The 21,368-nt window shown below is 68.0% G+C and carries 19 protein-coding genes and 1 tRNA gene; 18 read left to right on the forward strand and 2 right to left on the reverse strand.

What is annotated here, in order from left to right; translation table 11 throughout:
* Positions 1–110 precede the first annotated feature (110 nt).
* The 16 genes from rpe (at position 111) to CEP17_RS05740 (ending at position 17,384) form a co-directional block, all read left to right on the forward strand.
* Entirely contained in the window at positions 111–773 is a 663-nt protein-coding gene (gene rpe / locus CEP17_RS05665; RefSeq protein ID WP_269429768.1) for a ribulose-phosphate 3-epimerase, read from the forward strand.
* Between the two features lie 58 nt (positions 774–831).
* The gene (locus CEP17_RS05670) at positions 832–1,095 is read left to right on the forward strand and encodes a phosphoribosyl-ATP diphosphatase (protein WP_005055234.1); all 264 of its coding nucleotides are present in this window, start codon (positions 832–834) and stop codon (positions 1,093–1,095) included.
* Between the two features lie 46 nt (positions 1,096–1,141).
* On the forward strand, positions 1,142–1,984 hold the full coding sequence (gene hisG / locus CEP17_RS05675) for an ATP phosphoribosyltransferase (RefSeq protein WP_036314931.1): 843 nt from the start codon (positions 1,142–1,144) through the stop codon (positions 1,982–1,984).
* Position 1,985: 1 nt separating this feature from the next.
* The gene (hisF, locus tag CEP17_RS05680; protein ID WP_036314928.1) at positions 1,986–2,750 is read left to right on the forward strand and encodes an imidazole glycerol phosphate synthase subunit HisF; all 765 of its coding nucleotides are present in this window, start codon (positions 1,986–1,988) and stop codon (positions 2,748–2,750) included.
* Positions 2,747–3,130, forward strand: a complete 384-nt coding sequence (gene hisI, locus CEP17_RS05685; protein ID WP_112931571.1) for a phosphoribosyl-AMP cyclohydrolase — start codon at positions 2,747–2,749, stop codon at positions 3,128–3,130. The genes hisF and hisI overlap by 4 nt, the downstream gene beginning before the upstream one ends.
* A complete protein-coding gene (locus tag CEP17_RS05690; protein WP_112931572.1) occupies positions 3,127–3,741 on the forward strand; it encodes a Trp biosynthesis-associated membrane protein in 615 nt (204 codons plus the stop codon). The genes hisI and CEP17_RS05690 overlap by 4 nt, the downstream gene beginning before the upstream one ends.
* A gap of 37 nt (positions 3,742–3,778) precedes the next feature.
* The gene (locus tag CEP17_RS05695) at positions 3,779–4,009 is read left to right on the forward strand and encodes a DUF6704 family protein (protein ID WP_036289479.1); all 231 of its coding nucleotides are present in this window, start codon (positions 3,779–3,781) and stop codon (positions 4,007–4,009) included.
* A 1-nt stretch (position 4,010) separates the two neighbouring features.
* Positions 4,011–4,787, forward strand: a complete 777-nt coding sequence (gene trpC / locus CEP17_RS05700; protein ID WP_112931573.1) for an indole-3-glycerol phosphate synthase TrpC — start codon at positions 4,011–4,013, stop codon at positions 4,785–4,787.
* Positions 4,784–5,992 (forward strand): tryptophan synthase subunit beta, encoded by a 1,209-nt coding sequence (trpB, locus tag CEP17_RS05705; RefSeq protein WP_112931575.1) that lies wholly within the window; start codon positions 4,784–4,786, stop codon positions 5,990–5,992. The genes trpC and trpB overlap by 4 nt, the downstream gene beginning before the upstream one ends.
* Positions 5,989–6,774, forward strand: a complete 786-nt coding sequence (trpA, locus tag CEP17_RS05710; RefSeq protein ID WP_036314909.1) for a tryptophan synthase subunit alpha — start codon at positions 5,989–5,991, stop codon at positions 6,772–6,774. Before trpB ends, trpA begins: the two co-directional genes overlap by 4 nt.
* A 51-nt stretch (positions 6,775–6,825) precedes the next feature.
* Positions 6,826–7,806 carry a prolipoprotein diacylglyceryl transferase gene (lgt, locus tag CEP17_RS05715; RefSeq protein ID WP_112931576.1) on the forward strand — a complete coding sequence of 327 codons (981 nt, stop codon included), beginning with the start codon at positions 6,826–6,828 and terminating at the stop codon, positions 7,804–7,806.
* Positions 7,807–7,961: 155 nt separating this feature from the next.
* Entirely contained in the window at positions 7,962–12,518 is a 4,557-nt protein-coding gene (gltB, locus tag CEP17_RS05720) for a glutamate synthase large subunit (protein WP_239498621.1), read from the forward strand.
* A complete protein-coding gene (locus tag CEP17_RS05725; RefSeq protein ID WP_036315317.1) occupies positions 12,511–13,980 on the forward strand; it encodes a glutamate synthase subunit beta in 1,470 nt (489 codons plus the stop codon). The genes gltB and CEP17_RS05725 overlap by 8 nt, the downstream gene beginning before the upstream one ends.
* A gap of 45 nt (positions 13,981–14,025) precedes the next feature.
* Complete coding sequence (pyk, locus tag CEP17_RS05730; RefSeq protein WP_112931578.1) at positions 14,026–15,474, forward strand: pyruvate kinase; 1,449 nt, start codon at positions 14,026–14,028, stop codon at positions 15,472–15,474.
* A 162-nt stretch (positions 15,475–15,636) separates the two neighbouring features.
* Positions 15,637–16,794, forward strand: coding sequence for an ATP-binding protein (locus CEP17_RS05735; protein WP_112931579.1), 1,158 nt, complete (start codon positions 15,637–15,639; stop codon positions 16,792–16,794).
* Entirely contained in the window at positions 16,791–17,384 is a 594-nt protein-coding gene (locus CEP17_RS05740; protein WP_112931580.1) for a hypothetical protein, read from the forward strand. The genes CEP17_RS05735 and CEP17_RS05740 overlap by 4 nt, the downstream gene beginning before the upstream one ends.
* Before the next feature lie 18 nt (positions 17,385–17,402).
* On the opposite strand, the gene CEP17_RS05745 is transcribed toward CEP17_RS05740, so the two are convergent.
* Positions 17,403–17,483: transfer RNA gene (locus tag CEP17_RS05745), tRNA-Leu, on the reverse strand.
* A gap of 56 nt (positions 17,484–17,539) precedes the next feature.
* On the opposite strand from CEP17_RS05745, the gene CEP17_RS05750 reads away from it, so the two are divergent.
* A complete protein-coding gene (locus CEP17_RS05750; RefSeq protein WP_036315320.1) occupies positions 17,540–18,160 on the forward strand; it encodes a response regulator in 621 nt (206 codons plus the stop codon).
* 29 nt (positions 18,161–18,189) lie between these two features.
* Here the strand turns inward: CEP17_RS05750 and CEP17_RS05755 are convergent, their stop codons facing one another.
* Positions 18,190–18,621: a hotdog fold thioesterase gene (locus CEP17_RS05755; protein ID WP_036315323.1), complete on the reverse strand. Its 432-nt coding sequence runs from the start codon at positions 18,619–18,621 to the stop codon at positions 18,190–18,192.
* A 65-nt stretch (positions 18,622–18,686) separates the two neighbouring features.
* Between CEP17_RS05755 and polA the strand changes: the two genes are divergently transcribed.
* Positions 18,687–21,359: a DNA polymerase I gene (gene polA, locus CEP17_RS05760; RefSeq protein ID WP_112931581.1), complete on the forward strand. Its 2,673-nt coding sequence runs from the start codon at positions 18,687–18,689 to the stop codon at positions 21,357–21,359.
* Positions 21,360–21,368: the final 9 nt, after the last annotated feature.

A 21,368-nucleotide genomic window follows, 5' to 3' on the forward strand; every position in this document is an offset into this window, starting at 1 on the left:
CTCGTCGGTCACCCCGCCGCGCACCCCTCGGCGCGAACCACCCCCGTGGTTCTCCAGAGACCCTACTGACGGCGGGCCGAACGCGCGGGCAGGGTGTGGATAATGGGGCCGTGGCACGAATCAACCCCAGCATCCTGGCCGCCGACTTCGTCAACATGCAGGCGGAGTTGGCGCGCATCGCGACCGCCGACTTCGTGCATGTGGACGTCATGGACAATCACTTCGTGCCGAACCTGACGTTCGGTCCGCAGATGGTCGAGCGCATCCAGGCGACGAGCCCCGTGCCGCTGGACGTCCACCTCATGATCTCGGATGCCGACCGGTGGGCGCCCGGGTACGCCGAGCTTGGCGCGGCATCCGTCACCTTCCATCTCGAAGCGGCGACCGACCCGGTGACTCTGGCCCGCAGGATCCGCGCGATCGGGTCGCGAGCCGGCGTCGCCGTCAAACCCGCGACACCGGTCGAAGGCCTGTACGACGTGCTCGACGAGTTCGACCAGATCCTCGTGATGACCGTCGAGCCGGGCTTCGGCGGCCAGTCCTTCATGGCCGATCAGATGCCCAAGCTCGCCCGTCTGCATGAGGAGGCCCGCCGGCGCGGTTCGCAGGTGTGGTTGCAGGTCGACGGCGGCATCTCCGAGTCGACGATCGCCCAGGCTGCCGAGGCCGGCGCCGATACCTTCGTCGCAGGATCCGCGGTCTTCGGCGCCGACGAGCCCGACCGGGCCATCGCCGCGCTGCGGAGCCTCGCCACCGAGCATCACCGCCACTGAGCGCCGCCGCCCGCGGCTGGCGGCGCGCGGGCGCGCCGAGGACCGGTAGCCTGAGAGGGTGAAGACGTTCGACGCCCTGTTCGCGGAGCTGACGACGACCGCCGAGACCCGTCCCGAAGGCTCCGGCACGGTCGCGCAGCTCGATCGCGGCGTGCACGCCATCGGCAAGAAGATCGTCGAAGAGGCCGCGGAAGTCTGGATGGCCGCGGAGTACCAGTCCGACGACGAGACCGCCGAAGAGATCTCGCAGCTGCTGTACCACCTTCAGGTGCTGATGCTCGCCAAGGGCCTCACGCTGCAGGACGTCTACCGACATCTCTGAGCGCGCTCCCGCCCCCGCTCCTCCCGACACCGAAAGCTCTTCACCCATGCTGCGCATCGCTGTGCCGAACAAGGGGTCGCTCGCCGACACCGCCGCCGAGATGCTCGCGGAAGCCGGATACACCGGACGCCGCGACCCCAAGGACCTCCACGTCATCGACCCCGTCAACGAGGTCGAGTTCTTCTACCTGCGCCCGAAGGACATCGCGACCTATGTCGGTTCCGGCGCACTGGACGTCGGCATCACCGGCCGCGACCTGCTGCTGGACGCACGGATGCCGGGTGCCCGCGAGATCGAGAAGCTGGGCTTCGGCGGCTCGACCTTCCGTTTCGCCGGCCCTCCCGGGCGCTTCACGCAGGTGAGCGACCTCGAGGGTCTGCGGGTCGCGACGGCGTACCCGGGGCTGGTCGACGGCTTCCTCGACGAGCAGGGAGTCGCGGTCGACCTGGTGCCGTTGGACGGCGCGGTCGAGTCGGCGGTGCAGCTGGGCGTCGCCGATGCCGTCGCCGACGTAGTCTCGACGGGAACGACGCTGCGCCAAGCCGGGTTGGAGATCTTCGGCCCCGTGCTGCTGGAGTCGGAGGCCGTGCTGATCGGAGCCCCGTCCGAGGCCGAGGGCACCGAGACGCTCCTGCGGCGCCTGCGGGGCGTGATGGTGGCCCGACGCTACGTCCTGATCGACTACGACCTCCCGGCGTCGCTGGTCGACGAGGCGGTCGCGATCGCTCCCGGTATCGAGTCGCCCACGATTTCGCCGCTTCGCGATCCCGAATGGGTCGCCGTGCGGGTGATGAGCCCCCGCAAGACGGTCAACCAGGTGATGGACGCGCTGTACGCGATCGGCGCGCGCGCGATCCTGGTGACCGCGATCCACAACGCGAGGCTCTGACATGTCGCTCGCACGACGGGTCATCCCCTGTCTGGACGTGGCCGCCGGCCGCGTCGTCAAGGGCGTGAACTTCGAGAACCTGCGCGACATGGGCGATCCGGTGGAGCTGGCCGCCCTGTACTTCGCTCAGGGTGCCGACGAGCTGACCTTCCTCGACGTGACCGCGACGGTGGACGACCGATCGACGACCTACGACGTCGTGCGCCGCACCGCCGAGGAGGTCTTCATCCCCTTGACCGTCGGCGGCGGCGTGCGCAGCGCCGACGACGTGGCCCGCCTGCTCGCGGTCGGCGCCGACAAGGTCGGCGTCAACTCCGCCGCCATCGCACGCCCCGAGCTGCTCGGCGAGATCGCCGATCGCTTCGGTGCGCAGGTGCTGGTGCTGTCGCTCGACGTGAAACGCGCGCCGGGCACCCGCTCCGGTTTCGTCGTCACGACCCACGGCGGTCGGACCGCGACCAGCCTCGACGCGCTCGAGTGGGCACGAGAGGCGATCGACCGGGGAGCGGGGGAGCTGCTGGTCAACTCGATCGACGCCGACGGCACCAAGGACGGGTTCGACCTCGAGCTCGTCGGCCTCATGCGCGAGCTGTCCTCCGTGCCCGTCATCGCCTCCGGCGGTGCCGGGACTGTCGACCACTTCGCCCCGGCCGTGCACGCGGGCGCCGACGCGGTCCTCGCGGCATCCGTCTTCCACTCCGGGCAGCTGACCATCGGCGACGTCAAGGACGCGCTGACGGCGGACGGGATCGAGGTGCGCCGATGAGCGCCGTCGACGACGCTCGCATCGACCGCGTCCGCTTCAACGCGGACGGGCTCGTCCCAGCGATCATCCAGCAGCACGACACGGGCGACGTGCTCATGCTGGGCTGGATGGACGCCGAAGCCCTCCGCCGCACGCTCACCGAGGGACGGGTGACGTTCTGGTCGCGCTCCCGCCAGGAGTACTGGCGCAAGGGCGACACGTCGGGTCACGCGCAGTACGTGCGCGGCGCCCGGCTGGACTGCGACGGCGACACCCTGCTGATCGCCGTCGAGCAGATCGGTGCCGCCTGCCACACCGGCGATCACACCTGCTTCGACGCCGACGACCTCTCTCCCGTCGTCGCCTTCGCACCGCTCGATCACGGCGGCGACCCGTCGTGACGGCACGCGCACGCAGTTACGCGGTCCTCTCGATCATCGCCGGCGGCGCCCTCGCGATCATCTCGTCGACCCAGACGTGGCTGGACGTCGCCTTGGATGCCGGTGCCACCGCATCCCTGACCGTCGCCGGCGCGAAGGGGTTCACCCTGCTCGCTCCGCTCAGCCTGGCGGCGCTCGCGCTGGGCCTCGCCCTCACGGTGGTCGGACGCGTGCTGCGTTACGCGTTCGGGGCGGTTGCGGTCATCATCGGCGGCACGCTGCTGATCGGTGCGGGACGCATCGCGATCGAACACCCCGTGGATGCCGTCTCGGCCGCGGTGACGACGGCCACCGGCCTGTCGGGAACGGACGCGATCGACGGGCTGGTCGCCTCGATCACGTCGACGCCCTGGCCGTGGCTCACGGTGGTCGCGGGCGCACTGGTCGCCGTGGGCGGCGTCCTGACGCTCGCCACGTCGCACCGCTGGCGCGGCAGTGGACGCCGGTATCGCACCGACAACCCGAGCCCGTCGGCGGCGGGATCGGCCACGGGTGCGGCCGCGTCGCGCCCGCACGACGCGATCGACTCCTGGGACGACCTGTCGCACGGCGACGATCCCACCGCCCGCTAGACTGGCGGGGAACCCCCGAATGAGACCGAGGAGCACCATGAGCAACAGCATCGACGACCCCGGCCACGGACACTCGCCCGCCGCCTGGACGGCTGTGGTCATCATGCTGCTGGCCGTCACGCTCGGCACGGTCTTCTACTGGTTCGACATGCCGGCGCTCGTCTGGGCCTCCGCCGGGCTGCTCGTCGTGGGCGCGCTCGTCGGCTGGGGCATGGCGAAGGCCGGCTACGGCGCCAAGGGTCCGAAGTACGCCCCGAAGCAGCACTGACATGCTCGATGGCCTGACGGCCGGCGCGGTGGAGGATGCCCGGTCGCGGGAGGACGCACGTCCGCTCCGCGACGTCGAGCGCGACGCTCTCGCGCAGCCGCCCGCTCTCGATGCCCGCGCCGCTCTCGCACCCGCCGAGCGCGTGAAGATCATCGCGGAGGTCAAACGCGCCAGTCCCTCACGCGGCGACCTCGCGGCGATCCCCGACCCGGCCCTGCAGGCGTCGCTGTACGAGAAGGGCGGCGCCTCGGCGATCTCGGTGCTCACCGAGCAGCGGAAGTTCAAGGGTTCCCTTGCCGACCTCGAGGCCGTCAAGCAGCGAGTCGCGCTGCCGGTGCTGCGCAAAGACTTCATCGCGACGCCCTACCAGGTTCTGGAGGCGCGGGCTTCCGGGGCCGACCTGGTGCTGCTGATCGTCGCCGCGCTCGAACAGCCCCTGCTGCGGCAGCTGCACGAGCTGGTCCTGCAGCTGGGCATGACGCCTCTCGTCGAGACGCACTCACGCGAGGAGCTGGACCGCGCCGGCGACCTCGGCGCCACGCTCATCGGCGTCAACGCCCGCAACCTCTCCACGTTCGAGCTGGACCGCGACCTGTTCGGCTCGCTCGCGGAGCATTTCCCCGCGGACGCGATCAAGATCGCCGAGTCGGCGGTGCTTGCGCCCGCCGACGTCGCGCACTATCGGGCCGACGGCGCCGATGTCGTGCTCGTCGGCGAAGCGCTCGTCACCAACGACCCCGTGACCACCCTGCACGCTTTCCTGGAGGCCGGATCATGAGCCTGCGCGACCAGCACGGACCCTTCTTCGGCGACTTCGGGGGGCGGTACATGCCCGAGTCGCTCATCGCCGCCATCGACGAGCTGACGGCAGAGTACGAGGCGGCCAAGGCCGACCCTGCCTTCGCCGCCGAATTCGAAAGCCTGCTGCACTCCTATGCGGGCCGGCCGTCGGCTCTCACCGAAGTGCCCCGCTTCGCCGAGCATGCCGGAGGCGCGCGCATCTTCTTGAAGCGCGAGGATCTGAACCACACCGGCTCGCACAAGATCAACAACGTCATCGGTCAGGCGCTGCTGACGAAGCGACTCGGCAAGAAGCGCGTGATCGCCGAGACCGGCGCCGGTCAGCACGGCGTCGCAACCGCGACCGCAGCGGCCCTGTTCGGTTTCGAATGCACCGTCTACATGGGCGAGGTGGACACCGAGCGCCAAGCGCTCAACGTCGCCCGCATGCGGCTGCTGGGCGCGGAGGTCGTGCCCGTCACGACGGGATCGCGCACCCTGAAGGACGCGATCAACGAGGCGTACCGCGACTGGGTCGCGTCCGTCGAGACGACGAACTACATCTTCGGCACGGCCGCAGGCCCGCACCCCTTCCCGGCGATGGTGCGCGACTTCCAGAAGATCATCTCCGAGGAAGCCCGCGCGCAGCTGCTCGCCGAGACGGGACGCCTGCCCGACGCGGTCGTCGCCTGCGTCGGCGGCGGCTCGAACGCGATCGGCATGTTCGACGCGTTCCTCGACGACGAGACGGTCAAGCTCTACGGCGTCGAGGCGGCCGGCGACGGTGTCGACACGCCCAAGCACGCGGCGTCCATCGAGCGCGGGCGCCCCGGCATCCTCCACGGGGCCAAGACGTTCGTCCTGCAGGACGAGGACGGCCAGACCGTCGAGTCCCACTCGATCTCCGCCGGACTGGACTATCCCGGTGTCGGTCCCGAGCACGCCTGGCTCGCCGACATCGGCCGCGCCCAGTACATTCCGGCGACGGATGCCGAGGCGATGGACGCGCTGCGCCTGCTGTCGCAGACGGAGGGCATCATCCCGGCGATCGAGTCCGCACACGCGCTGGCCGGCGCCCTGCGGTTGGGCCGCGAGCTCGGACCCGACGCCCTCATCGCCGTCAGCCTGTCGGGACGCGGCGACAAGGACATGGACACGGCTGCGCGCTGGTTCGGCCTCTACGACGAGGGGGCAACGTCATGACCTCTCGCGTGGCCGCCGCCATCGATGCGGCGAAGGCGGAGGGGCGCGGCGCGTTCGTCGGCTACCTGCCGCTCGGCTATCCCGACCTGCAGACGAGCATCGATGCGGCCGTGGCGCTGGCGGAGAACGGCGCCGACATCCTCGAGCTCGGCCCGCCCTACTCCGACCCCGTCATGGACGGCCTCGTGATCCAGGAGGCCACGCAGGCCGCGCTCGCGGCAGGTTTCCGGCTTCGCGACACCTTCACCGCCGTGCGTGCGATCGCCGACCGGGTGGATGTTCCCATCCTCGTCATGACGTACTGGAACCCCGTGCTGCAGTACGGCGTGGACCGGTTCGCCGACGATCTCGTCGCCGCGGGCGGTGCGGGACTCATCACTCCCGACATCACACCCGACGCCGCCCCGGACTGGATCGCCGCCTCCGAGCGCACCGGGCTCGATCGGGTCTTCCTGGCGGCGCCGACCTCTACCGACGAGCGTCTGCGGATGATCGCCGCGGCGTCGACCGGCTTCGTCTATACGGTGTCGACGATGGGTATCACGGGCGAACGCGCCGAGCTGGATGCCGCGGCGCGCACGCTCGTGGCGCGACTGCGCACCTTCGGTGTCGACCACGCCTGCGTCGGCATCGGCATCTCCACGCCCGAGCAGGTCAGCGGCGTCCTGGAGTACGCGGACGGCGCGATCGTGGGAACGGCCCTCGTCCGGGCGCTGCGCGACGGGGGCGTGGAGGCCCTCGCCGCAGAGACCCGCGCCCTGACGGCGGGCGCCGGGCGCTGACGCCTCCGCGGCGACACGTGACGGCGCCGGCGGCGAAGTAGACTGCCCCTCGTGCTTTCCTCCGCCTCCGTCGTCGCCAGCATCCCGAGCCCGCCGATCAGTTCCTTCCAAATCGGCCCGCTGACGATCCACTTCTACGCCCTGTGCATCCTCGCGGGCATCGTCGTCGCGGCTTTCATGACCAACCACCGTCTCACCAAGCGTGGCGCGGAATCGTGGGTCGTCATCGACATCTGCCTGCTCGCCGTGCCCCTGGCGATCATCGGCGCACGCGCCTTCCACGTCGTGACCCACTGGGGGTTCTACTTCGAGCAGGGACGCGAGTGGTGGAACCCGTTCGTGCGCGATGCGATCTGGAACGTGTGGGACGGCGGCATCGCGATCTTCGGCGCGCTCATCGGCGGCGCGATCGGCGCGTGGCTCGGCTGCAAGTGGACCGGCATCCGGTTCTGGACCTTCGCCGATGCGCTCGCTCCGGGCCTGCTGCTCGCGCAGGCGCTGGGCCGCTTCGGAAACTGGTTCAACCAGGAGCTGTACGGGCTTCCCACCGATCTGCCCTGGGGCCTGCAGATCGACTACCCGAACCCGGCCTGGCCGGTCGGCCTGCCTGCCGGAACGCTCTTCCACCCCACTTTCCTTTACGAGGTGATCTGGAACACGATGGGCGTGATCGTGCTGCTGTGGGCCGGTCACCGCTTCCGCCTGCAGTGGGGTCGCCTGTTCGCGTTCTACCTCGTCTGGTACAGCGCCGGTCGCATCGTGTGGGAGAGCATCCGCATCGACCCGAGCGAAGTGTTCTTCGGTCTGCGCACCAACGTCTGGGCGGCGATCTTCGGCGTGCTGGTGGGAATCGTCATCTTCGCCGTGCAGACCCGCCGCCACCCGGGCTTCGAGCCGTCGCCGTACATGCGCGGTCGTGAGCGGGGCGGGGCTGTACAATCGCAGAACACCGATGAATTCGTGGACGTCAGCGCACCCCCGACAGCCGAATCCATCGCGGACGCAGCCACAAGCACTGTCACGTCGAAGTAGCACCGCGCCGATGCGCACGATGCTTCGACTTCTCCTCCGCTGAATACACCTCCGCTGAATGCCCAGGGCCGACGTCGTCCCCGATCAGTTTGACCATGAGGACGGTTGCCATGGCTTCGAGCCCCCGTCGTGAAGAGACCCACGAACAGCCCCGGATGCGCCCCGCATCGGGATTTCCCGCCAAGCAGGGTATGTACAACCCGGCCTTCGAGAAGGACGCCTGTGGTCTGGCGATGGTGGCCACGCTCCGTGGCGAGCCGGGCCACGACATCGTCGAGCTCGCGCTGACGGCGCTGCGCAACCTCGAGCACCGCGGGGCCATCGGCTCCGACGCCGGTACCGGTGATGGCGCCGGCATCCTGACGCAGATGCCCGACGCGTTCCTGCGCGCCGTGGTGGACTTCGAGCTGCCCCCGGTCGGGCAGTACGCCGCCGGCATGGCGTTCCTTCCGCTCGACGAGGCCACACGCGCCGAGACGAAGGCGGGTGTGGAGGCCGTCGCCGCCGCGGAAGGTCTCACGGTTCTCGGCTGGCGCGAGGTGCCGACCGAGCAGGAGCACCTCGGCAAGCTCGCCTTCGAGGCGCGACCCCACTTCGAGCAGCTGTTCGTGTCACGCCCCGCCGTCGGCGACGCTCCCGCCCTGAGCGGGATCGACCTCGACCGCCGCGTCTATCGGCTGCGCAAGCGCGCCCGCCGCGAGCACGACGCCTACTTCGTGTCGCTGAGCTCCCGCACCCTCGGGTACAAGGGCATGGTCACGACGCTCCAGCTCGAGCCGTTCTATCCCGATCTGCAGGACGAGCGCTTCCAGAGCGAGCTCGCCGTCGTGCACTCCCGCTACTCGACCAACACGTTCCCGTCGTGGCCGCTCGCCCAGCCGCTGCGGATGCTCGCGCACAACGGCGAGATCAACACGGTCGGCGCCAACCGCAACTGGATGCGCGCCCGCCAGTCCCAGCTCGAGTCCGAGCTGATCGGCGACATCCGCCCGCTGCTGCCGATCTGCACGGAAGGCGCAAGCGACTCGGCATCCTTCGACGAGGTGCTCGAGCTGCTGACGCTGACGGGTCGCAGCCTGCCGCACGCGGTGATGATGATGGTGCCGGAAGCCTACGAGAAGCAGGCCGACATCGCGCCGGACCTTCGCGCGTTCTACGAGTACCACTCGATGCAGATGGAGCCCTGGGACGGCCCCGCCGCCCTCATCTTCACCGACGGCACCCTCGTCGGCGCGACGCTGGACCGCAACGGTCTGCGCCCGGGTCGCTGGACGGAGACCACCGACGGACTCGTCGTCATCGGCAGCGAGACCGGTGTGCTGGACTTCGCACCGGAGCGCATCAAGCGCCGGGGGCGTCTGCGCCCCGGACGCATGTTCGTGGTCGACACCGCCCAGCGTCGCATCATCGAGGACGACGAGGTCAAGGCTGAGCTGGCCGCACTGCAGCCGTGGCAGGAATGGCTGGATGCCGGTCGCGTGCGCCTGAAGGAGCTGCCCGAGCGCGAGCACATCGTGCACCCGATCGCCTCGATCACCCGCCGTCAGCGCACCTTCGGATACACCGAGGAGGAGGTGCGCATCCTTCTCACGCCCATGGGTCAGACCGGCGCCGAGCCGCTCGGCGCCATGGGATCGGACACGCCCATCGCGGTGCTCAGCGAGCGTCCGCGCCTGCTGTTCGACTACTTCGTGCAGCAGTTCGCGCAGGTGACCAACCCGCCGCTGGACTCGATCCGTGAAGAGGTCGTGACCTCGCTCGCCCTCGGGCTCGGCCCCGAGCGCAACCTCCTGGAGTGGGGCCCCGAGCACACGCGCACGATCACCCTCGACTTCCCGGTGATCGACAACGACGAACTGGCGAAGCTGCAGAACATCGACAAGGCACTGCCCGGGCGTCGCTCCGCGACCATCCGCGGCCTGTATCACCTGGAGCACGGCGAGGATGCCCTCGAGCGCCGCCTCGAGGAGATCTCCGCCGAGGTGGACGCCGCGATCGCCGACGGCGCCGAGTTCATCATCCTGAGCGACCGCGACTCCAACAAGGACCTGGTGCCGATTCCGTCGCTGCTCATGCTCTCGGCCGTTCACCACCACCTCATCCGCCAGGAGAACCGGATGAAGGTGGGCCTGGTGGTCGAGGCCGGTGATGTGCGCGAGGTGCACCACGTGGCCACGCTCATCGGCTACGGCGCTTCGGCCGTCAACCCGTACCTGGCGATGGAAACCGTCGAGTACCTCGTTCGGGCCGGGTTCATCACGGGGATCACCCCCGAGAAGGCCGTCAAGAACCTCATCTACGCGCTGGGCAAGGGCGTGCTGAAGATCATGTCGAAGATGGGCATCTCCACGGTGTCGTCGTATGCCGGGTCGCAGGTCTTCGAGGCCGTGGGCCTGTCGGAGGAGTTCGTCCGCAAGTACTTCACGGGTACCGAGACGAAACTCGGCGGCGTCGGGGTGCGCGAGATCGCGGTCGAGAACCAGGCCCGCCACGACTACGCGTATCCCGAGGACGGCGCCGCACGCGCACACGAGCGGCTGTGGACCGGCGGCGAGTATCAGTGGCGCCGCGACGGTGCACCGCACCTGTTCACGCCCGACACGGTCTTCCGCCTGCAGCACTCGACGCGCACGCGGCGCTACGACATCTTCCGGGAGTACACGAAGCTCGTCGACGACCAGGCGGCAGAGCTCAAGACCCTCCGCGGCATGTTCCGCCTGAAGACCGGCGTGCGTCCGCCGGTACCGATCGACGAGGTGGAGCCCGTCTCCTCGATCGTCAAGCGTTTCTCCACGGGTGCGATGAGCTACGGCTCGATCTCGAAGGAAGCGCACGAGACCCTCGCCATCGCGATGAACTCGATCGGGGCGAAGTCGAACACGGGTGAGGGCGGCGAGGATGTCGAGCGCCTTCTCGACCCGCAGCGTCGCAGCGCCATCAAGCAGGTCGCCTCGGGGCGTTTCGGTGTGACGAGCATGTACCTCACGCACGCCGACGACATCCAGATCAAGCTCGCCCAGGGGGCGAAGCCGGGCGAAGGGGGCCAGCTGCCTCCCGGAAAGGTCTACCCGTGGATCGCGCGGACGCGCGGCGGCACCCCCGGCGTCGGCCTCATCTCGCCCCCGCCGCACCACGACATCTACTCGATCGAAGACCTCAAGCAGCTGATCTTCGACGTCAAGCGTGCGAACCCGAAGGCGCGCGTTCACGTCAAGCTCGTGAGCCAGTCGGGCATCGGGGCCGTCGCCGCGGGAACCGCGAAGGCTCTCGCCGACGTCATCCTCGTCTCGGGACACGACGGCGGCACGGGTGCGAGCCCGCTGAACTCGCTGAAGCACGCCGGCACGCCGTGGGAGCTGGGTCTGGCCGAGACGCAGCAGACGCTCATGCTCAACGACATGCGCGACCGTGTCGTCGTTCAGGCCGACGGTCAGCTCAAGACCGGCCGCGACGTCGTCATCGCCGCGCTGCTGGGCGCCGAGGAGTTCGGCTTCGCCACCACCGCGCTCGTGGTCGAGGGCTGCATCATGATGCGCGTCTGCCACCTCGACACCTGCCCGGTCGGTGTGGCGACGCAAAACCCGGTGCTGCGCAGCCGCTTCACCGGCAAGCCGGAGTTCGTCGTCAACTTCATGGAGTTCCTCGCCCAGGAAGTGCGCGAGTACCTCGCCGAGCTGGGCTTCCGCTCGATCGAAGAGGCGGTCGGCCACTCCGAGATGCTCGACATGAACGGCGCGATCGACCACTGGAAGGCCAGCGGACTCGATCTGACGCCGATCCTGGAGGGCCCGGCGTTCGCCCAGGACGTGCCGCGTCGCCACCTGCGCAACCAGGAGCACGAGCTGGACCACCACTTCGATGTACCGCTGATCGAGCGCGCTCAGGACGTCATCGCCCACGGCGGGCACTTCTCCATCGACCTGCCGATCCGCAACACCGAACGTGCCGTGGGCACGATGCTCGGCAACCGGGTCACCCTCGCTCACGGCGAGCACGGCCTGCCGGCGGGCACCATCGAGATCAATCTCACCGGCTCGGCCGGTCAGTCCTTCGGCGCCTTCCTGCCGTCGGGCATCACCCTGCGACTCGAGGGCGACTCGAACGACTACGTCGGCAAGGGACTGTCGGGAGGCGAGATCATCGTCCGCCCGCCCCGCGGCGCGACCTTCGATGCGGCGCAGAACGTCATCGCGGGCAACGTGATCGGCTACGGCGCCACGCAGGGCACACTGTTCCTGCGCGGAGTGGTGGGGGAGCGCTTCCTCGTGCGCAACTCGGGGGCGACCGCCGTCGTCGAGGGTGTCGGCGACCACGCGCTCGAGTACATGACCGGCGGCCTGGCCGTCATCCTCGGACCGACCGGGCGCAACCTCGGAGCCGGCATGTCGGGCGGCACCGCGTACATCTACAAGCTCGACCGCGCTCTCGTGAACCGCGAGGCGCTCGCCAGCGGCGAACTCGAGCTGCTGGAGATGGGTTCGGGTGACGTCGAGATCCTGCGCGATCTCCTTCAACGGCACGTGACCGAGACCGACTCGGTGCTCGCAGCCGCTCTCTTGGACGATCTCGAGGCCGAGGCCGCGAACTTCGTCCGTGTCCTGCCGCGCGACTACGCCGCGGTACTGCAGACCCGCCAGGAGGCGGCCGCCGAGGGGCTCGACCCCGACAGCGACGTCGTCTGGACCCGCATCCTGGAGGTGACCGGTGGCTGACCCGAAGGGCTTCCTGAAGACCACCGAGCGCGAGCTCCCGGCGCGCCGGCCGGTTCCCGTGCGCATCATGGACTGGAAAGAGGTCTACGAGCCGGGCGACACCGCCGTCCTGCGTCGTCAGGCCGGCCGCTGCATGGACTGCGGCATCCCGTTCTGCCACAAGGGCTGCCCGCTGGGCAACCTGATCCCGGAGTGGAACGACCTCACCTGGCGCGGCGAAGGTCGCGCGGCGATCGAGCGCCTGCACGCCACGAACAACTTCCCGGAGTTCACGGGACGGCTCTGCCCCGCTCCGTGCGAGAGCTCGTGCGTGCTGGGCATCAACCAGCCGGCGGTGACGATCAAGCAGATCGAGGTCTCGACGATCGACGAGGCCTTCGCCAACGGCTGGGTGGAGCCCGAGCCGCCGGCGCGGCTGACCGGCAAGACCGTCGCGGTCGTCGGCTCCGGTCCGGCCGGACTCGCCGCAGCCCAGCAACTGACACGCGCGGGCCACACCGTCGCGGTGTACGAGCGCGACGACCGCATCGGAGGCCTGCTGCGCTACGGCATCCCCGACTTCAAGATGGAGAAGCGTCACCTCGAGTCGCGCCTGCGTCAGATGCAGGACGAGGGCACGCGGTTCCGCGCGGGCGTCGAGATCGGCAAGGACATCTCGTGGAGCGATCTGCGCGCCCGCTACGACGCGGTCGTCATCGCGACCGGCGCCACCCTGCCCCGAGAGCTCGCCATCCCCGGACGTGACCTCGCCGGTGTGCACTTCGCGATGGAGTACCTCATCGAGTCGAACAAGGCCGTCGCCGGCGACCAGGTGCCGCAGCAGATCCACGCCGAGGGCAAGCACGTCATCGTCATCGGCGGGGGTGACACCGGTGCGGACTGCATCGGGACCGCACACCGCCAGGGTGCGCTGAGCGTCACGAACCTCGCGATCGGCAAGCAGCCGCCGGCCAGCCGGCCCGATCACCAGCCGTGGCCGATGACACCGACCGTCTTCGAAGTCTCGTCGGCACACGAGGAGGGCGGGGAGCGCAGCTTCCTGGCCTCGACGGTGGAGTTCCTGGGCAACGAGGCGGGAGAGGTGCGCGCTCTCCGCGTTGCGGAGACGGAATACCTCCCCGACGGCCGCCGGGTTCCGCGCAGCGGCACCGAGCGCGAGATCCCCGCTGACCTCATCCTCATCGCGATGGGTTTTACCGGCCCCGAACGCACCGAACTCGAATCGCAGCTCGGTACCGTGTTCACGGGCCGCGGCAACGTCGAGCGCGGCGATGACTACCAGACGACCGCGCCCGGCGTGTTCGTCGCCGGAGACGCCGGGCGTGGCCAGTCCCTGATCGTCTGGGCGATCGCGGAGGGTCGCGCCGCGGCGGCGGCCGTCGACGAGTACCTCATGGGACGCACGAGCCTGCCGTCACCGGTGCGCCCGACCGACGTCGCGATCGGCCTTCAGCCCGCGTAGGCTGAAATCACCCCCGAACAACCCATAGAGACCGGAGAGTCTTCAGTGAGACGCGCGAAGATCGTCGCAACCCTGGGTCCGGCCACCGAATCGTATGAGATGATCCGCGCGATCATCGATGCGGGCGTGGACGTCACCCGAATGAACCTGAGCCACGGCTCCTACGCCGAGCACGAAGTCCGCTTCGCGAACGTGCGCAAGGCCGCTGACGACGCGGGCCGCGCCGTCGCCATTCTCGTCGACCTGCAGGGCCCAAAGATCCGCCTCGGCAAGTTCAGCGACGGACCCCACGATCTCGCTGTCGGCGACACGTTCCGCATCACCACGGAGGACGTCGTCGGCACGCGCGACCTCGTCGGCACCACCTTCAAGGGCCTCGCCGGCGACGTGAAGCCCGGTGACTTCCTCCTCATCGACGACGGCAAGGTGCGCGTCCAGGTGGAGAGCGTCGACGGCCCCGTCGTCACGACCAAGGTCATCGTGGCGGGCACCGTCTCCAACAACAAGGGCATCAACCTTCCGGGCGTCGCCGTCAGCGTCCCGGCTCTCTCCGAGAAGGACGAGTCGGACCTGCGCTGGGGTCTCCAGGCCGGCGCCGACCTCATCGCGCTGTCGTTCGTGCGCGACGCCGCCGACATCACCCGCGTGCACGAGATCATGGCGGAGGAGGGACGCAAAGTCCCCGTCATCGCCAAGATCGAGAAGCCGCAGGCCGTCGACAACCTCGAGGAGATCATCGATGCCTTCGACGGCATCATGGTCGCGCGCGGCGACCTCGCAGTCGAGCTGCCGCTGGAAGCCGTGCCGGTCGTCCAGAAGCGCGCCGTCGAGATGTGCCGCCGCATGGCCAAGCCCGTCATCGTCGCGACGCAGATGCTCGAGTCGATGACCCACGCTCCGGTGCCCACGCGCGCCGAGGCCTCGGACGTCGCCAACGCCGTCCTCGACGGCGCGGACGCCGTCATGCTCTCCGGCGAGACGAGCGTCGGCGACTACCCGGTCGTCACCGTGCAGACGATGGCCCGCATCGTCGAGTCGACCGAGGAGCACGGCCTGGAGCGGATCCGCCCCTTCAGCGCCAAGCCGCGCACACAGGGCGGCATCCTGACCCTCGCCGCGAACGAGGTCGCCGAGTTCATCGAGGCGAAGTACATCGCCATCTTCACGGAGTCCGGGGACACCGCCCGTCGCATGTCGCGGCTGCGCCCCGGCATCCCGATGATGGCCTTCGCCGTCGACCCGGCCATCCGTCGCCGCATGGCGCTCACGTGGGGCGTGCAGTCGACCCTCGTGGAGCACGTTGCGCACACCGACATGATGTTCATGCAGGTCGATGAGTTCTTCCTCGGCCAGGGCCTCGCCCAGGAAGGGGACAAGGTCGTCGTGATCTCGGGTTCCCCTCCCGGAATCATCGGCTCGACCAACGACATCCGGGTGCACCGGATCGGCGACGCCGTTCACGGCAAGGCGCCGATCTACCAGTCGGAGAAGTAGGTCGCAGAGACGCCAGAGGGCGGATGCCGGGATTGCCGGCATCCGCCCTCTGCGTATCGTGCCGGTGGTGGGAGTCGAACCCACACGTCCGAAGACAACCGAGTTTGCGCTTGGCTCGGCGCGATAGCGTAGAGCGCAGATGCCACTGCTCAAGGAGTACGGATGAGAATTGTTCACGTCGCAGTTGATAATTGGAGAAACTTCAAGAGCCTTGAGTTCGACCTCGGAGACAGGCTCTTTGTTGTGGGACCCAATGCATCGGGCAAGTCCAATCTCCTCGATATCTTCAGGTTCCTCGCGGATGTCGCAGGGCCAGGAGGCCTTGCGACGGCTGTTGAACGACGTGACGGCATTTCCAAGATCCGAAGCCTGTTCGCGCGTAACAACGCGGGCGGGCGCTTGGTGATGGACGTCCGCTTGAAGGACGATGACGTTGACTGGCGCTATCGTCTTGCGATCCGGGGTGAGAAGGGCGGGTTGAACCGTCCAATCGTGTACGAAGAGCTGGTCGAGAGGGATGGCGAGGTCCTACTCAGCAGGCCGGATCAGTCCGACAATCGCGATGCTGAGCGACTGACGCAAACACATCTCGAGCAAATAGCTCAGAATGAGAGCTTTCGGCCGCTCGCCGAGTTCTTCAGCAGGGCACAGTACTTCCATCTGGTTCCCCAGATCATACGAAACCCGGGGCGCCTATCCGTCGAGTCGGCAGATCCCTACGGCGGAGACTTCATCACCCGAATCAACTCGTTCTCTGCGAAGACGCGCGACGCTTGGCTCCGACGTATGACCATAGCGCTAAGTGCCGCGGTACCGGAGTTCGAGTCGCTCTCTCTTGAGATCGACTCCGCGGGACGACCGCACCTCGTTGCTGGCTACAGAAACTGGAGGAAACGCCCAGCCCGTCAGAGTGAAGTGGACTTTTCCGACGGGACATTACGTCTCGTTGGGCTGTTATGGACGTTGGTTAGCACCCCAGCCAATGCGGGGGTCCTGCTACTCGAGGAGCCTGAGCTTTCCTTGAATGCCGCCATAGTTCGTCTGATCCCCACAATGCTGGCTTCCGTCCAGCGCGATCGCGCCATGCAGGTCGTGATGTCGACGCATGCACCCGAGTTGCTCGACGATGAGGGCGTGCGCGCGAGCGAAGTTCTTGTACTTCGGGTGACCAACGACGGGACGTTTGCTGAGCCGCTCAGCAGCATTGCGGGAGTTGAGGGTGAGCTGAGTGCTGGCCTTCCCAAGTCAGAGATTGTCTCAAGCCTCATCTCGCCGACTGATCTCGACGAACTTCTTAACATCGGGCGCACACGACGGTGATCGTCAACATCGTTGTAGAAGGACGCTCCGATGAGGGGGCGGCTGGACGTTTGATCGAACACGCCGGTCACACCGTCGGCCGAATCATCGACAAACGCGGGAAGACGAACCTCGATCCAGACATCGCGAAATACAACATCGCCGCGCATCACGGCGCATGGGCAGTGTTCCGTGACACAGACAGCGCGTGCCCGGTTGAGCTAAGACAACGGCTGACAGCTGGTATCGAGACCTACGCCCCCAATTTCCGTCTGCGGCTCGCGCACTCGATGACTGAAGCTTGGCTGCTCGCGGACGTGAGTTCGTTCTCCAGCTTCTTCCATGTCTCTGCGGCAAGGATCACCCGCGACCCGGATGACCTTCCGCACGCGAAGCGGGAAGTACTGCGCTTATGCGCGAACTCGCGTTCGCGCGAAATCAGGCGATCAATGGTTGCCGAGGACGGTGACACCGGTCCCCTCTACGTCAACATGATCAATGAGTTCGCTCGAAGTCACTGGAACATCGATGAGGCGTCACAGCTGAGTCCAAGCCTCCGACGTGCATTGGCTTCACTCAGGACGATAGGACAGGCGCTCCCTACGAGCTGATCGGAACCACTTCATTCGTGCCGGTGGTGGGAGTCGAACCCACACGTCCGAAGACAACCGAGTTTGAGTCGGTCGCGTCTGCCATTCCGCCACACCGGCGCACGCGGACGTTCATCAGCGCACGTCCGGGATTGACCATACCGTAGGATTCAAAGGTGACTGAGCAGGAACCGAGCACGACTCCCACGGCATCCTCCCCGCGACGCGTCGTCGTCGCCGAGGACGAATCGCTGATCCGCCTCGACATCGTCGAGATTCTCCGCGACAACGGCTTCGACGTCGTGGGGGAGGCCGGTGACGGGGAGACCGCCGTGCAGCTGGCGACCGAGCTGCGCCCGGACCTCGTCATCATGGACGTGAAGATGCCCGTCCTCGACGGCATCAGCGCCGCCGAGAAGCTCAGCAAGAACCACATCGCCCCCGTCGTGCTGCTGACCGCGTTCAGCCAGAAGGAGCTCGTCGAGCGGGCCAGCGAGGCCGGCGCCCTGGCCTACGTGGTCAAGCCCTTCACCCCCAACGACCTGCTCCCGGCGATCGAGATCGCCCTCGCGCGGTACGAGCAGATCATCACCCTCGAGGCCGAGGTCGCCGACATGGTCGAGCGCTTCGAGACCCGTAAGCTCGTCGACCGCGCCAAGGGCCTGCTCAACGAGAAGATGGGCCTGAGCGAGCCCGAGGCGTTCCGCTGGATCCAGAAGGCCTCGATGGACCGCCGCCTGACGATGCAGGACGTCGCCAAGGCGATCATCGAGCAGCTCTCGCCAAAGAAGGGCTGACCCGCGCCTCGAGGCGCGGACGCGCCGGCTCAGGACGGCGTGCGCTCCCTGATCATGTTCGTGATGCGGATCGTCGAGCAGCGCCGCCCCTGATCGTCGGTCACGACGATCTCGTGGACCGTGAGGCTGCGGCCGAGATGCACAGGGGTGCAGACCCCGGTGACGACGCCGCTCGTGGCCGATCGCGTGTGGGTCGCGTTGATGTCGACGCCGACGGCGAGTCGACCGGGGCCGGCGTGGAGATTGGCCGCCATGGAGCCGAGAGACTCCCCGAGAACGACGTACGCGCCGCCGTGCAGCAGTCCGACAGGTTGGGTGTTGCCCTCGACCGGCATCGTCGCGACGGAGCGCTGGATGCTGAACTCCGTGAACTCGATGCCCATCTTCTCGGCGAGGGCTCCCATTCCGCGCTGACGCGCCCAATCCATGCCGTCGTCGACAGGGGAGTTCTCAGCGGTCATCGTCCACCTTCGGAAGTGATCGGGTCGGGAGTTCCAGTGTCCGTCCCCGCGTCTAGAGTTGCAGGGTGACGGACTCCGCAAAGCCTACTCTCCTCGTCGTAGACGGCCATTCGCTGGCGTACCGCGCCTTCTTCGCCCTTCCCGTGGACAACTTCACGACGCGCGACGGTCAGCACACGAACGGCATCTACGGCTTCCTGTCGATGTTCGTCAACCTCGTCAAAGCGGAGCAGCCGACGCATCTCGCCGTCGCCTTCGACACGTCCCGTCACTCCTTCCGCACCGAGGAGTACCCCGAGTACAAGGCGAACCGCTCCGAGTCGCCGGCGGAGTTCAAGGGCCAGATTCCTCTGCTGCAGGACTGCCTCGCCGCGATGAACGTGACGGTGCTCACCAAGGAGGGCATCGAGGCCGACGACATCCTCGCGACCCTCGCCACGCGCGGTGCGGCCGAGGGCTACGACGTCCTCGTCTGCTCCGGCGACCGTGACACCATCCAACTCGTCACCGACGATGTGACGCTGCTGTACCCGAGCGTGCAGGGCGTGTCGCAGCTCAAGCGCTACACGCCGGATGCCGTCGTCGAGAAGTACGGCCTGCCGCCGGCCAACTACCCCGACATCGCCGCGCTCGTGGGCGAGACCAGCGACAACCTGCCGGGGGTGCCGAAGGTGGGCGAGAAGACGGCCGTCAAGTGGCTCACGCAGTGGGGGAGCCTGGACGCTCTGCTCGAGAACGCCGACAAGATCACGGGTGTCGTGGGGGGCAACCTGCGCGACCACCTCGACGACGTGCGCCGCAACAGGAACCTGAACGCGCTGCTGCGCGATGTCGAGCTGGGTGTCGGACCGGCCGACCTTGCGGTGCAGCCGATCGACGCGCAGGCCGTTCGCGATATCTTTGCTCGACTGGAGTTCCGCACCCTTCTGCCGCGCGTTTTCGAGGCCGTCGGCGCCGACCTCGACGACGGCGCCGACCACGCGGCGAACACGATCGCAGCGCCCCAGCCCGTCGAGGCCGACGCGGCCGCGCTCGAGGCATGGGTCGCCGCCCGCACGGCGGCCGACGACGCCGAGGAGGTGGCGCTCACGCTCACGACGGAGGGCGGCCTTCCCGCACGACTGGGCCTCGCCACCGGCGATGAGGCCATCGAGACGACCTGGTCGACGGACGTTTCCGCGACTCTCGGGCCCTGGTTGAGCAGTGATGCGCCGAAGGTCATCGCCGATGCCAAGGCGCAGGTGAAGGCCCTCCGACGTGCCGGAGTGCGACTGCGGGGCCTGGTTTTCGACCCGATCCTCGCCGGGTGGCTGCTGCGCCCCAGCTTTCCCGACAAGGGGCTCGGTGACCTCGTCGACCGCTATCTCGACGAGAAGCTGCCCGAGGCCGATCCGACGCAGCTGGTACCCGAGACCGAAGGCGCCACCCCGGGTCAACTGTCGTGGTACGCACTGCGCGTCGCCGACGCCATGCGGGCACAGATGCCTGCGTCGGTCGCCCGTGTGATGACCGAGATCGAACTGCCCACTCTCGACACCCTGGCCGACATGGAGGTGGCCGGCGTCGCCGTCTCGCACGAGAAGCTCTCGGGGTTCTCTGCGGAGCTGGGCGCGCGCGCCGAGGCCGTTGCCCAGCTCGCCTACGCCGAGATCGGGCGGGAGGTGAACCTGGGCTCACCCAAGCAGCTGCAGGAAGTGCTGTTCGAGCAGCTCGAGCTGCCGAAGACACGCAAAACGAAGACGGGCTATTCCACCGACGCCGCGGTGCTCGCCGACCTGCAGGAGTCGAACCCGCACCCGTTCCTCGATCTGCTTCTGCAGCACCGCGAGGCGACGAAGCTCCGTCAGATCATCGAGTCGCTCGATGCATCGATCGGCAATGATCGCACCACCGCCGGCGACGGGCGCATCCACACCACGTACGTGCAGACGGGAAGCCAGACCGGGCGCCTGTCCAGCACCGACCCGAACCTGCAGAACATCCCGATCCGCACCGAGGAGTCTCGACGCATTCGTGCCGCGTTCGAAGTGGGCGAAGGCTATGAGACGCTCCTGACCGCGGACTACTCGCAGATCGAGATGCGGATCATGGCGCACTTGTCCGGTGACGAAGGTCTCATCGAGGCGTTCAACTCCGGCGAGGACCTCCACCGGTTCGTCGGTGCACGCGTGTTCGGCGTCGAACCGGCCGATGTGACCCCGGCCATGCGGACGAAGGTCAAGGCCATGAGCTACGGACTCGTCTACGGCCTCAGCGCCTTCGGCCTGTCGAAGCAGCTGCGCATCGAACAGTCCGAGGCGAAGCTCTTGATGACGGAGTACTTCGCCCGCTTCGGCGCGGTCCGCGACTACCTGCGCTCCTCCGTCGAACAGGCCCGCATCGACGGGTACACCGAGACGATCTTCGGTCGGCGTCGACCGTTTCCGGATCTGGCCAGCCCCAATCGGGTGCTGCGCGAGAACGCGGAGCGTGCGGCACTGAACGCACCGATCCAGGGCAGCGCGGCCGACATCATGAAGATCGCCCTCTTCCGCATCCACGACGAGTTCCGAGCCCAGGGTGTCGCTTCGCGGGTGCTGCTGCAGATCCACGACGAACTCGTCGTCGAGGTGGCCCCGGGGGAGTGGGACCTCGTCGAGCAGATCGTCCACGACCGCATGGGTGATGCCGCAGAGCTGTCCGTGCCCCTGGACGTACAGATCGGTCGCGGGGAGAACTGGGACGTCGCCGGCCACTGAGCTCGCCCG

It is taken from the genome of Microbacterium sp. PM5 (assembly GCF_003293595.1).
Classification (GTDB): Bacteria; Actinomycetota; Actinomycetes; order Actinomycetales; family Microbacteriaceae; genus Microbacterium.

Excerpts from the sequence above, each read along its gene's own strand:
- hisG (WP_036314931.1), top strand. The coding sequence starts at position 1,142 with ATGCTGCGCATCGCTGTGCCGAACAAGGGGTCGCTCGCCGACACCGCC.
- hisF (WP_036314928.1), top strand. The coding sequence starts at position 1,986 with ATGTCGCTCGCACGACGGGTCATCCCCTGTCTGGACGTGGCCGCCGGC.
- hisI (WP_112931571.1), top strand. The coding sequence starts at position 2,747 with ATGAGCGCCGTCGACGACGCTCGCATCGACCGCGTCCGCTTCAACGCG.
- CEP17_RS05695 (WP_036289479.1), top strand. The coding sequence starts at position 3,779 with ATGAGCAACAGCATCGACGACCCCGGCCACGGACACTCGCCCGCCGCC.
- trpC (WP_112931573.1), top strand. The coding sequence starts at position 4,011 with ATGCTCGATGGCCTGACGGCCGGCGCGGTGGAGGATGCCCGGTCGCGG.
- trpB (WP_112931575.1), top strand. The coding sequence starts at position 4,784 with ATGAGCCTGCGCGACCAGCACGGACCCTTCTTCGGCGACTTCGGGGGG.
- trpA (WP_036314909.1), top strand. The coding sequence starts at position 5,989 with ATGACCTCTCGCGTGGCCGCCGCCATCGATGCGGCGAAGGCGGAGGGG.
- gltB (WP_239498621.1), top strand. The coding sequence starts at position 7,962 with ATGCGCCCCGCATCGGGATTTCCCGCCAAGCAGGGTATGTACAACCCG.
- CEP17_RS05735 (WP_112931579.1), top strand. The coding sequence starts at position 15,637 with ATGAGAATTGTTCACGTCGCAGTTGATAATTGGAGAAACTTCAAGAGC.
- CEP17_RS05755 (WP_036315323.1), bottom strand. The coding sequence starts at position 18,621 with ATGACCGCTGAGAACTCCCCTGTCGACGACGGCATGGATTGGGCGCGT.